Source organism: Clostridium sp. DJ247, assembly GCF_014231265.1.
Map to the genome: position 1 here is coordinate 115,075 of NZ_JABAIW010000006.1, position 13,589 is coordinate 128,663.

The 13,589-nt window shown below is 31.2% G+C and carries 9 protein-coding genes and 2 riboswitches; of the genes, 5 read left to right on the top strand and 4 right to left on the bottom strand.

What is annotated here, in order from left to right; translation table 11 throughout:
- Positions 1-85 precede the first annotated feature (85 nt).
- Positions 86-198, bottom strand: a riboswitch (SAM riboswitch).
- A 214-nt stretch (positions 199-412) separates the two neighbouring features.
- A riboswitch (SAM riboswitch) is annotated at positions 413-516 on the top strand.
- Positions 517-684: 168 nt separating this feature from the next.
- From HGI79_RS04290 to HGI79_RS04305, 4 genes are all read left to right on the top strand, one after another.
- The gene (locus HGI79_RS04290; protein ID WP_185649426.1) at positions 685-1,962 is read left to right on the top strand and encodes an O-acetylhomoserine aminocarboxypropyltransferase/cysteine synthase family protein; all 1,278 of its coding nucleotides are present in this window, start codon (positions 685-687) and stop codon (positions 1,960-1,962) included.
- A 169-nt stretch (positions 1,963-2,131) separates the two neighbouring features.
- Entirely contained in the window at positions 2,132-3,322 is a 1,191-nt protein-coding gene (locus HGI79_RS04295) for a homoserine O-acetyltransferase (protein ID WP_185649427.1), read from the top strand.
- Positions 3,322-4,566 (top strand): homoserine dehydrogenase, encoded by a 1,245-nt coding sequence (locus HGI79_RS04300; protein WP_185649428.1) that lies wholly within the window; start codon positions 3,322-3,324, stop codon positions 4,564-4,566. Before HGI79_RS04295 ends, HGI79_RS04300 begins: the two co-directional genes overlap by 1 nt.
- Before the next feature lie 207 nt (positions 4,567-4,773).
- The gene (locus HGI79_RS04305; RefSeq protein WP_185649429.1) at positions 4,774-5,406 is read left to right on the top strand and encodes a DUF488 family protein; all 633 of its coding nucleotides are present in this window, start codon (positions 4,774-4,776) and stop codon (positions 5,404-5,406) included.
- Positions 5,407-5,564: 158 nt separating this feature from the next.
- Here the strand turns inward: HGI79_RS04305 and HGI79_RS04310 are convergent, their stop codons facing one another.
- The 4 genes from HGI79_RS04310 to HGI79_RS04325 form a co-directional block, all read right to left on the bottom strand.
- Entirely contained in the window at positions 5,565-6,566 is a 1,002-nt protein-coding gene (locus HGI79_RS04310; RefSeq protein ID WP_185649430.1) for an isocitrate dehydrogenase (NAD(+)), read from the bottom strand.
- 18 nt (positions 6,567-6,584) lie between these two features.
- Positions 6,585-8,507: an aconitate hydratase gene (locus tag HGI79_RS04315; RefSeq protein ID WP_185649431.1), complete on the bottom strand. Its 1,923-nt coding sequence runs from the start codon at positions 8,505-8,507 to the stop codon at positions 6,585-6,587.
- 137 nt (positions 8,508-8,644) lie between these two features.
- The gene (locus HGI79_RS04320; RefSeq protein WP_207725703.1) at positions 8,645-10,015 is read right to left on the bottom strand and encodes a 2-isopropylmalate synthase; all 1,371 of its coding nucleotides are present in this window, start codon (positions 10,013-10,015) and stop codon (positions 8,645-8,647) included.
- 1,135 nt (positions 10,016-11,150) lie between these two features.
- Positions 11,151-11,873 carry a 1-acyl-sn-glycerol-3-phosphate acyltransferase gene (locus HGI79_RS04325; protein WP_185649439.1) on the bottom strand — a complete coding sequence of 241 codons (723 nt, stop codon included), beginning with the start codon at positions 11,871-11,873 and terminating at the stop codon, positions 11,151-11,153.
- 515 nt (positions 11,874-12,388) lie between these two features.
- Here HGI79_RS04325 and HGI79_RS04330 point away from each other — a divergent pair.
- Positions 12,389-13,258: a ComEC/Rec2 family competence protein gene (locus HGI79_RS04330; RefSeq protein ID WP_241428140.1), complete on the top strand. Its 870-nt coding sequence runs from the start codon at positions 12,389-12,391 to the stop codon at positions 13,256-13,258.
- The last annotated feature ends 331 nt before the right edge of the window (positions 13,259-13,589 follow it).

Sequence of the window (13,589 nt, forward strand, 5' to 3'; positions counted from 1 at the left end):
TATCTATAATTATTTTAAAATAAAAAGCTACCTTTCCACAAGAAAAGTAGCTTACATGAAAATTACATAATCACTTCTAGCTCTCTTCTTATCTATCAGAATAAAAGCATTCTGCAGGAATTGACACCGATACATTTATATAAAAATGCCGGTTGTCGGGTTTCACAGGGCCAGTCCCTCCACCTCTCTTGATAAGAAACGTTTTTATAATAACATTTATTGCTAATAATAATATTTTTTTTTGTTATTGTCAATACTATTTTTGTGTATATATAAAATATATGTCCATGTTACACCGCACAAAACAAAGATTTATCCGATGACTATCCGCAAAATATATTCATTTATTTTAATTTAGGTATTGACATTATGTACTAATACTTGGTATGATGTTATCAATCAAATACGGAACTTCTTATCCAGAGCGGCTGAGGGACTGGCCCTATGATGCCCGGCAACCTGAATATTTATTCAACGGTGCTAATTCCAGCAGGTATAATACCTGGGAGATGAGAAGCTAGAGGAATGTAATCTTCTTGTAGCTCATCTACAAGAAGATTTTTTATTTTATCATAAAATCCTTAAGCTAATAACTATTATAGATATTTGGCATAATAAATTAACTATATTAAACTCATAGGAGTTCCAAACAAAATAAATTATCATATTTAGGAGGAATTTAAAATGGCAAAAGAATTATCATTTGATACTATTCAAGTACACGGAGGACAAGAGGTTGACCCAGCTTCTAAATCAAGAGCAATACCAATATATCAAACAACATCTTATGTTTTTGATGATGCACAAGATGCTGCTGACCTATTTGGTTTAAAGAAATTTGGAAACATATATTCACGTTTAACAAACCCAACAAATGCAGCTTTCGAAACTAGAGTTGCTTTACTTGAAGGTGGAGTTGCCGGCGTAGCTACTGCTTCAGGAATGGCTGCAATCACTTATTCAATATTAAATATTGCTGGTGCTGGAGACGAAATAGTTGCTGCTGCAACTCTTTACGGTGGTACTTATTCTTTATTTGTTCATACTCTACCGAACTTTGGAATTAAAGTTAACCTTGTAAACCCTGATAACGTAGAAGAATTTGAAAAAGCTATAAACGATAAAACAAAGGCTGTTTATATAGAAAGTATAGGAAATCCAGGAATTAACATAATCGACATTCAAGCAGTTGCGGATATTGCTCATAAAAATGGAATACCTCTAATTGTTGATAATACTTTTGCATCACCATATCTTTTAAAACCAATCGAATTTGGTGCTAATATTGTTGTACACTCTGCTACTAAATTCATCGGTGGCCATGGTACATCAATAGGAGGAGTAATTGTTGATTCAGGAAAATTCAACTGGGATAACGGAAAATTCCCTGGTCTTGTAGAACCAGACGAAAGTTATCACGGACTTAAGTATTTTGAAACATTTGGAAACTTAGCATATGCTATAAAAATTAGAACATCTCTTTTAAGGGACCTAGGAGCAGCTATATCTCCATTTAACTCCTTCATACTAACACTTGGACTTGAAACTCTATCACTAAGAGTTCAAAAACATGTAGACAATGCTAAAAAAGTGGCTGAGTTCTTAAGCAAGCACCCTAAGATTGAATGGGTAAATTACCCTGGACTAGAAGGAAATAAATATTACGATTTAGCTAAAAAATATCTTCCAAAGGGACCTGGTTCTATATTTACATTCGGAGTAAAAGGTGGAGCTGAAGCTGGTAAAAAGCTAATAGGCTCAATTGAAATATTCTCTCATCTTGCTAACGTAGGGGATGCTAAATCATTAATAATTCACCCTGCTTCTACAACTCACTCTCAGCTTGATGAAGAACAATTAGTTCAAGCAGGAGTTAAACCTGAACTTATAAGAGTTTCTATAGGTATTGAAGATGCAGATGACTTAATAGCAGCTCTTTCAGATGCATTAGATCAAATCTAATATAACAGAGGTAGAACCTTTAAGAACATATGAGGAAATAATATAACTAAACCTAATATATATACTTTAAAATTTAATTTACCACTAGAAATATCATAACATGATGTTTTTAGTGGTAAATCTTCTTATAAACTTTCAACTGTGCAAATTAAGCTAGGGAGGTATTTTTTTGAACAAGTTTTTATATAGAAAAGAAAATTATAAGGAGTATTTGACTTTTGCATTGGATGAAGATTTTCTTCTAGAAAGCAAAAAGACATTTGGACCCATAACCTTATGTTACGAAAGTTATGGAACTTTAAATGCAGAAAAGAATAACTGTATTCTTATAACTCACGCTCTAACTGGAAACTCCCATATAGCAAAACATGATGAAAATGATGTTGAAGGTTGGTGGGAAGACTTTGTAGGTGCTGGAAAGGTATTTGACACAAATAAGTATTTTATAATTTGTTCAAATATTTTAGGAGGATGTAATGGCTCTACTGGACCATCTTCAATAAATCCGAAAACCGGTAAGCACTATGGTATAGAGTTTCCTATAATAACTATAAAAGATATGGTCAATGCTCAAAAAAAGATCTTTGAGTATTTAGATATTAATCATTTAGTTGCTGCAGTTGGCGGCTCCATGGGTGGCATGCAATCTCTTCAGTGGGCTGCATCATATCCTGATTTTATGGATGGCATAATAAACTTAGCTGCACCTCTTAGCTTAAGTTCTGAAGCTGTTGGCATAGACCATATTATGAGAAAATCTATAATGTGTGATCCAAATTGGAACAATGGAGATTATTATAGTTCAAAACTTCCTTCAAATGGCTTATCAATTGCAAGAATGGTTGCTATGTTAACTTATCAAACAAGAGATTTAATGAATTTAAAGTTTGGAAGAAAGCTTAAAAGCAATGTTGAAGACTTTTACAATGATTTCAATGCAGAATTTCAAATAGATAGTTACTTAAGTTATCAAGGATTAAAGCTTGTAGATAGATTTGATGCAAATAGTTATCTATATCTTACGCGAGCTCTTGATTTATTTGATTTAAAAAGAGAATATGGCACTTATGAAAGCGCATTAAGTCGTATTAAGGCTAAATTTTTACTTGCAGCAGTATCTTCTGATGCTCTTTTTCAATTGAATGAACTTAGAAAAACAAGAGATGCCTTAAGAATAAGCGGAGTAGACTTAGAATACCATGAAGTACAGTCAGACTATGGTCATGATTCTTTTTTAATTGAAGTTGAAAAATATAAATACTTCTTGGCTGAATTTTTGGATAACCTATATGTAGAAACTAATTTAGATAACACATCTAATAACTTTATCAATCTGACTTCAAGACAGGAGGTATTTTAATGATATCAATAGCAATACTAGGTTATGGAGTAGTAGGTACAGGTATAACCCAGTTAATAAACAAAAATAAGGATAGGACTAAAAAGACTACTGGAGAAGATATTATTATATCTAATATCTTAGTAAGAGATATAAATAAACATAAAAAAAAGGGAAACTCTCACATTTTAACAGACAATATTGATGAAGTTTTCGAAAAACCACTAGATATTGTTGTAGAGCTGATGGGTGGAGTTAACCCTGCATATAACTATGTCAAAAGAGCACTATTAGAAAAAAAACATGTAGTAACAGCTAATAAAGATTTAATTGCTGAACATGGCAAAGAATTATTAGATTTGGCTACTGAGAACGATGTTACTCTAAATTTTGAAGCCAGCGTTGGCGGAGGCATTCCTATTTTAAAACCTCTTATAGAATGTCTATCAGTAAACGAAATAATAGGTATAAAGGCTATTTTAAATGGCACAACAAATTTTATTCTTTCGAAAATGGATAAAGAAAACATGAGTTACGAAGATGCACTTAAGCTAGCTCAAGAATTGGGTTTTGCGGAAGCTAATCCTTCATCAGATGTTTTAGGTTATGACGCCGCAAGAAAAATCTCTATCCTTTCAACTATATCCTATGATAAAAGGGTTAATTGCCAAGAAATAGGAATTAATGGTATAACAAATATAGATAAAGAAGATTTTAAATATGCTAAACTAGCAGGATGTACTATAAAATTACTAGCTATTAGTGAAAAACAAGATAACAGGATTCACGCATCTGTACAACCAGTAATGGTAAAGTTAGCCTCACCGCTTGCTCAACTAGATAACGAGTTAAACGGCATAATCATAGAAGGTGATGCCGTAGGTGATATATTTTTCTCTGGAAAAGGAGCAGGAATGCTTCCCACTGCCAGTGCAGTATTTGGAGATATAATAGATATAATTCAGAACAAGAGTAAAAAAATAACTAAATTTAGTAATGAACCAGCTGAAATAGACCCTAAGTGGAATAAAGAAGCTAGCTGGCTAATTCGAGTTAAAACTAATAATAGATTAGATACTATAAGCAACTTAGCCAACAGTTTTAAAAACTGCTATATATATTCAGAGATATTAACTAACCATAAAGAGGTTGTAGCATTAATTAGCAATGAGTGTGAACATCATATAGATTCAATATTAAGTGAAATATCTACACTTTCATCTTCTGAAAGTGTAAAGAAATTTATGGTATTATCCCATAATTAGAAATATACAGATGCTCGCAGTGAAAATTTAACTTATTATACAAAAATATAAATCCTATGCTAATAAAACAGCATAGGATTTATATTTTTACATACATTATTTTACTTGAGAATTGTACATAATAATATTATATATTTTTACTATTATTTGGAGTATAAGTTAAGTTTCCACTCAGGTATACTATAATCTAAGAAGGAGCTATAAATTATGAAAGAAATATATACTGTAGGACATTCTTCTCATGATAACATATATTTTTTAGAACTTCTAAAAAAATATAATATTAACTGCATTATAGATATAAGAAGTGTTCCTTTTTCAAAGTATGTACCACATTTTAATAAAAATGTAATAAAAAAATTTTTAAATATAAATGGAATATACTGCATATACATGGCAGAGGAATTTGGGGCAATAAGAACTAACATTGATTTATTTCACCCTAATGGCTATCTAGATTTTAATAAAGTTAAAGAACTAAAATCCTTTAGTGAAGGATTAGAAAGACTTAAAGATGGTATAAAAAAAGGATACAAAATATGTATAATGTGTACAGAAAAAGATCCTATAGACTGCCATAGAAGCATAATGATAGCGCCTGAATTGATAAAGAATAACTATTCAGTAATACATATAATGCCTGATGGAAGCACTCAGACACAACAACAGTTAGAAGATAGATTATTAAGAATGTATAATTTAAACTTAACCCAACAGGACATATTCTCATTTAAAAAACAGTTGGAAGATAAAAATAATTTAATAGAGAGAGCCTTAAAATTAAGAAATGCTGATATAGGATATAAAATCAAGAAAACAGAAAACCGAATTACACCGTGAGTTTACAACATGTAACTGAACTGTTTTTATTTATTCATCTTTTAATCCTTTAGGATATCCTGTGCCATATATCTTTTATAATGTGTTAATTATAATAAAAAAACCTCATCTTAAGATGAGGTTTTTTACAAAAGTGTACACAATATAGATTTATTAATTTATACTATAGCTTTTATAATAGCATCCGCAAATTCATCAGTTCCAGCATCTCCACCAAGATCAGCTGTAACAACTTTACCTTCTTTTATTACCTTAGCAACAGCAGCTTCTATTTTAGCTGCAGCTTCTAATTCTCCAAGGTGATTAAGCATCATTACTCCTGATAAAATTGTAGCTACAGGGTTTGCTTTGTTTTGTCCTGCAATATCTGGAGCAGATCCGTGAGCTGGTTCAAATACAGCTCCATCTTCCCCTATATTAGCACCTGGCACCATACCAAGTCCTCCTACAAGACCTGCAGCCAAATCTGAGATTATATCTCCATATAAATTAGGCATTACTAGCAAATCATATTTTTCTGGATCCATTACTAATTTCATACTCATAGCATCTACTATTACATCATCAAATTTTACATCTTCATATGCTTCTGCTACATTTCTAGCACATCTTAAGAAAAGTCCATCAGATAATTTCATGATATTAGCTTTATGCACAGCAGTTACTTTAGTTCTGCCATGTTTTTTTGCATAATCAAATGCATATTTTACAATTCTATCACTAGCTTTTTTAGATATTATTTTTATACTTTCAGCAATATCCTCGCTTACCATATGTTCTATTCCAGCATATAAATCTTCTGTGTTTTCTCTGAATATAACTAGGTCTACATCACTAAATCTAGATTTTATTCCTTCATAAGTCTTTATTGGTCTTATATTTGCATAGAGATTTAATGTTTGTCTTAATGTAACATTGACACTTCTAAATCCCTTTCCTACAGGAGTAGTTACAGGTCCTTTTAAGGCTACTTTATTTTTCTTTATGCTATCTAAAACATAATCTGGTAACGGTGTTCCGTACTCTTTAATAACCTCTTCACCAGCTTTTACTACTTCCCATTCTATTTTAACACCAGCAGCATCTATTACCTTTCTAGCTGCTGCTGTAACCTCTGGTCCAATTCCATCTCCAGGTATAAGTGTAATTTTATGTGTCATATGAATTTCCTCCCAACTCTATGCATTTTCTTTAACTAAGTTTAATAATCCGCCTGCCTTTATCATTCTTCTTTGTCTATCCGTAGCATTAAATAGCACTTTGTACTCTTGTTTTTTTGTAGTATTTTTAACTATGATTACATCGTTATTTACTTGCTCTAGTGCATTATCAATAACTAATTCGTCCATAGCATCTATGTTGTTGTAATCTTCAACATTTTCGAATACTAATGGTATTATACCATTGTTTATTAAGTTAGCCATATGAATTCTAGCAAAGGATTTAGCTATTACAAACTTAACGCCAAGATAAAGTGGTGCTAAAGCAGCATGCTCTCTACTTGAACCTTGACCATAATTGCTTCCACCAACTATAATACCACCGCCATTTTCCTTAGCTTTCTTAGGGAAATCTGCATCACTAGGTGTTAAGCAGTATTCTGATAAGTATGGTATATTTGATCTATAAGGTAAAAGCTTAGCATTTGAAGGCATTATATGGTCTGTTGTTATATTATCTCCAACCTTAGTTAAAACCTTACCGCTAACTATGTTTTCTAAAGCTTTTGCTTTAGGGAATGGCTTAATGTTAGGTCCTCTAACTACTTCTACATCTTCTCCATCAACAGCTGGTGGTACTACTAAGTTGTCATTTATTAAAAATTCCTTAGGCATTTCTATCTCAAAATCATCCCCTAAGGTTCTTGGATCTGTAATATATCCAGTTAAAGCAGATGCTGCAGCAATTTCAGGACTTACTATATAAACATTAGCTGAAGTTGTTCCTGATCTTCCTTCAAAGTTTCTGTTAAAGGTTCTAAGTGAAACTGCGTTAGTAGCAGGAGATTGTCCCATACCTATACATGGACCACAAGCACTTTCTAAAATTCTTGCTCCTGCTGCAACCATGGTAGCAAGTGCTCCATTTTCAGCAATCATAGTTAAAACTTGTTTTGAACCTGGTGCAATAACTAGGGAAACATTTTCGTTAATAGTTTTTCCTTCTAGTATTTTTGCTACCTTCATCATATCTGCATATGAAGAGTTTGTACAGCTTCCAATAGCAACTTGATTAACCTTAACATCTTTTAATGTTGATACAGCTACTACATTATCTGGGCTGTGAGGGAATGCTGCTTGTGGTTCTAATTGTGATAAATCTATCTCTACTATTTCATCATATAAAGCATCTTCATCAGCTTTTAACTCTATAAAATCTTTTTCTCTTTTCTGAGCCTTTAGGAATTCGTATGTTACTTCATCGCTTGGGAACACAGATGTTGTTGCACCAAGTTCTGCACCCATGTTAGTAATAGTTGCTCTTTGTGGCACAGATAGAGTCTTAACTCCTTCTCCAGTATATTCAAATACTCTACCTACTCCACCTTTTACAGTAAGTCTTTTTAAAAGTTCTAATATAATATCTTTTGCAGTAACCCAAGGACTTAACTTTCCAGTAAGATTTACTTTAACTACCTTTGGCATATTTATATAATATTCTCCGCCACCCATAGCTACAGCTACATCTAATCCACCTGCTCCGATAGCAAGCATTCCTATTCCACCACCTGTAGGAGTATGGCTATCTGAACCCAATAGGGTATCTCCTGGAATTCCAAATCTCTCAAGGTTTACTTGATGACATATTCCATTACCAGGCTTTGAAAAATATATTCCGTGTTTCTTTGCTACTGTTTGTATATACAAATGATCATCAGCATTTTCAGGACCTGATTGTAATATATTATGATCTATATATGCTACAGACTTTTTAGTCTTAACCTTATCTATTCCTAAAGCTTCAAATTGAAGATAAGCCATAGTTCCAGTGGAGTCCTGAGTTAACGTATGGTCTATCTTTATTGCAACTTCTTTACCAGCAACCATTTCTCCTTTTACAAGATGATTCTTTATTATTTTTTGTGTAACATTTAATCCCATTTTATAATCCTCCATATATATAATAAGCTATTTTATCCATTTGTAACCAGCCAGAAGTCTCTCACTTTCACAAACAGTAAGCTAGGACTTCTATCTGCTGAATTAATTCAAGTTTGCTTATGACTAACCTCAAACTTTTAACTTGCTCTTCCTTCTCTATTCTCTTGGATTTCAGGAATTACCTTATTAACTATTGCTTCTAATTCATTGTTTCCAATAATAGTTGTTCTACCATCTACATATTGTTCGTTAACCCATTCTCTTATTTCTTCAATTCTAGGATCTCTTTTATCTATTTTTTTGTCATTTTGAAGTTTGTAGTAAGTATTTATCCAAGCAGCAATACCAGCTAAACCTGAATATTGGTTAACAGCAACAACTACAGGTCTTCCTAAGATTTTATCTGTGTCAAATATATTGTAAATTTCTTCGTCTTTAAGAATTCCATCAGCATGTATACCAGCTCTTGTTACATTAAACTCGCTTCCAACAAAAGGAGTTCTATCAGGTATAGTGTAATTCATTTCTGACTTAAAGAATTCTGCTATTTCTGTAATTATGCCAAGATTCATATTTTTAGTAGTTCCTTTAAGCTGAGCATATTCAAAAATCATGGCTTCTAACGGACAGTTACCTGTTCTTTCTCCTATACCTAAAAGTGAGGTATTAATTGAGGATGCTCCATAAAGCCAAGCAGTAGTAGAATTGGTTACTACTGAATAAAAATCATTATGACCGTGCCACTCTATGGATTCAGATGGAACATTACAGCTAGTTCTCAACCCATGTATAAGCTTTTGTATACTTCTTGGAAGAGCTGCTCCGCTATGTGACACACCAAGACCTAAAGTATCACATACTCTTACTTTTACAGGTATTTTAGCCTGATGTGAAAGTTCCATTAACTTATTTACAAGAGGAACTACAAATCCATAAAAATCTGCTCTAGTTATATCTTCTAAATGACATCTAGGACGTATACCATTGACTAAAGCTTCCTCTACAACAGACAGATACATTTCCATAACCTGCTGTCTAGTCATATTTAGCTTTTTAAATATATGATAATCTGAACAAGACATAAGCATACCTGTTTCTTTTATTCCCATAGACTTTACTAACTTGAAATCCTCTTTATTAGCTCTAATCCAAGAAGTAACCTCTGGAAACTTATATCCTCTGTTCATACAGACTTCTGCTGCTTCCCTATCCTTTTCTGTGTAAAGAAAAAACTCTGTTTGTCTAATTATTCCTGAATTGTTATCTAACTCATGGAGATAATCAAATATCTTTATTATTTGTTCAGAAGTATAGGGAGGCATTGATTGCTGACCATCTCTAAAGGTAGTATCTGTAATCCATATATCTTCTGGTAACTCCATAGGCACCTGAATACCATCAAAAGTTATCTTTGGTACTTCAGAATACGGAAATATATCCTTGTAGAGATTTGGTACATCTACGTCTTGCAAACAATGTTGATATAAATTTTTCTTTAAAATATTCATTTTACCCTCCTTAAACTTACTAAATCTTAATGGACTCATTATTAAAATCACATTTTTGCATGAAGTTTATCATGTTATTGCAATTTTTATTTTAATTTTTAAAAAATAATTTTCTTATGTTTATACCCCGTTTTGCATATTTATTAGTTTTTACAAGGTTTTTCATTATATATTAGTATAATTATTCTCTTATTGTAGCATTTTTCATGAATATTGGCAAATAGAAATTTTTATTTTTTTGTAATACGGCCTCCATGTTTTTTCACATAGTTTATTTTTAACAAATAAAAGGACTTTTTTTATATAAATTGGCACTATATCTATAATTGCTAAACCGTTGGAAACAGTTAAGTTATTGCATTTTACATAAATTTACAGCAAACATCTGCATTATTTTAATATTTATTTTAAAATATTAAGTTTTTATAGTTTTATTTAGGATATTTAGTCAAATTATATTGTAATAAGTAATATTTTTTTATTCAAGTTTAAAATAATTTGTATATTTATCACCTATTTTATACTTTGAAGATGAATATTATGTTTAAAAATATACACAAAGGATCATAATATGAAAACCTTATCATAATTTAGTAAATATTTTTTCAATATCTTAATCTTTAATAAGCTGTAGGCTGTATTTGACTTACACAACCTTTCTAAATTGAATAATATAGTATATGTTCTTGTAACCAGGGGCAAAGTAAGAAACGCACTCTTCTAATTCATTAAATGTTTAGAAGAGTGCATTTCTTAAAATTTTTTAATCAACTAGAAGTATTAGCAGCAAAGTTGATTAAAAATAATATACTTTGTAAACTGTAGATTATTTATGCAATTTTAGGGATACGGCAGCGATTCGTGTAAAAAACAAACATAAGACAGTATTTTCCACTTTCACAAACTATAAATCACGAATGGATCTACTGACTTGTGGTTGTTATGACGTTAAAAAATACCATTCCGACATAACTTATAGATGAATTATATCACTATATTTCACAAATCCAATGTTTTTTCTGAAATCCCAACCTTAGACCCATTGAAAAGTATTTAACCTGACTAAGGATTAGTAGCATATTCCGGAGTATAATTTTAGTTCTCATCTTGGCTGTCATTCTTTAAAGCTTAAGCTTTATTTCTCTATAGTAATCTTTTCTGATATTATATCCCTTAAATATTCCGCTAAATTTGCTTGTTCCTCTTTTAAAAGTTCCTTAGGATATACAGGCTTACATATAGTAACCTTAACTTCTCCAGACTTTATATATCCATTTTTATTTCCTTCTCTTAGCTTGTAGCTTCCATCTATAGCTACTGGCACTATAGGTACCCCTGATTTTAATGCAAGCTTCATACTGCCCTTCTTAAACTCTCCAATTTTAGGACCTTTACTTCTCGTTCCTTCTGGAAAAATTGCCATGTTGTAACCATTATTTAAATTGTCGATACCCTCATTAATAGATTTTATGGATTCTCTTACGTTATCTCTATCCATAAATATACATCTAAGTTGCTTCATCCAATAGCTTACTATTTTAACCTTTAATATTTCTTTTTTAGCAATAAACCCTACAGGTTTACCTATGCTTGACATAAGTATAGGAATATCTAAATACCCTTGATGGTTAGCTACATAGAGACATGTCTCATTAGGGATATTCTCCTTTCCTATTACATGTACCTTAGCCCCTACTACCCCTAGAACATGTAATGCCCATTCTCTTGCTACTTTATTTATGTAACATTCTACTTCTTCTTTACTCTTATATTTTCTTAAACTCTCTAATTTAGACTTCTTAAAAAGCGTTAGAAGCATATATATAAAGAAATCTAAATAAAATAAACAAGTTTTTATCATTTATTTCTTCTCTCCTTTAAATAAAATTAAAAATTATTCCATAAGCTGCTATACAACAATATATTATATCATATTTATTATACTAGAGCCTTAAGTTTAACAAACAAGTAATAGTTTAATAAAATAAATGTAAATACTTTACATAGAATACAAATAAATTTACTTTCTAGATAAACACGCCCGAAATTTAACTTATACTCCGGGATATGTTATCATGCTTTGTCACGTTAAATATTTCTAATTAGTCTAAAGCTCAAATTTGATAAAAATCTAAGAACTTTGATAAACTCGCTATGCTCAAACATATCTAAAGTCCTAAGATTTTTTATCAAATTTTCACTAAGACTAATAAAAAATATTTAAATGTGACTTAAGCATTGATAATATATCCCTACGTATAAGTTAAATTTAAGTTGTGGTTATATATATTTCTCTTTACTTATTTATATAAAATGGTAAACTTATAAATGGTGAACTTATGTTTGTATTCTATAGCAAAGGAGTTGTGCAAATTGAAAGCATATAAAAGTTTTCTAAGATTATTTATAATACTTGTAGTATTAGTTTTTTCTTTAACTGGCTGCAATGGGGAAGATAATAATACCAAATCTGCCTCCAATACAAGTAGTGAAAACTCTATAAAAATTAGTTATATTGATGTTGGACAAGGTGACAGTGTACTTATACAAATTAACAATAAAAACTTACTTATAGACGCTGGTCCAGCAGAAAGCAATGATAAATTAATGAGTTATCTAAGTAAGCAAAATATAAAAAAATTTGACTACATAATTACTACCCATCCCCATGAAGATCATATTGGTGGCATGAGTAGTATAATAAAAAAGTACAATATTGGAGAGTTCTATGCACCAAAAGTAACAACTAATACTAAGACCTTTGAAACTATGGTAAATGCATTAAAATCAAAAAATATAAAGATAACCGCAGCAAAGTCTGGAATGAATCTAGATTTAGGTAAAAATACAAAGTGTGAAATTATCGCTCCAAACAATACTAAATATGAGGATCTTAATGACTATTCTATAGTAGTAAAAATAACCTATGGTAGCTCTAAATTCTTATTTACTGGTGATGCAGAAAAAACAAGCGAAAAAGAAATCCTTAGTAAAAATTACGATATATCTAGTGATGTATTAAAGGTTGGACACCATGGAAGTTCCTCTTCTTCATCTAAGGCTTTTTTAGATAAAGTTTCTCCTAAAATAGCTATCATAAGCTGTGGTAAAAATAATGATTATGGCCATCCTCATCGTGAAACATTAAATGAACTAAAAAACAGAAATGTAAAGGTATATAGAACAGATGTTGACGGTACAATAATCTTAACCAGTGATGGTAATAAAATAGTTAAGCAATAGAAAAAAGTATGTATGCACAGATACTGTCATTATAGTAGCATACATACTTTTTTATTATATATGTTAGGAACAAAGCGGCCACAACCGCCTTTTTTTGCATTCACCCTACTTACATTTCATTCTTTGTAATATTTTACATAAACTTGCAAACCTTTTGTTTTCAATGCCTTACGTTATGTTTTTTGTACAAAAAAGCTTTAAATTCCTACTAAATAAAAAAAACTGCTTAAAGCAGTCTTGATTCTATGCATATCAAAAATAAAATGGCTCCGTGGAGAGGATTCGAACCTCCAACCCTTCGGTTAACAGCCGAATGCTCCACCATTGAGCT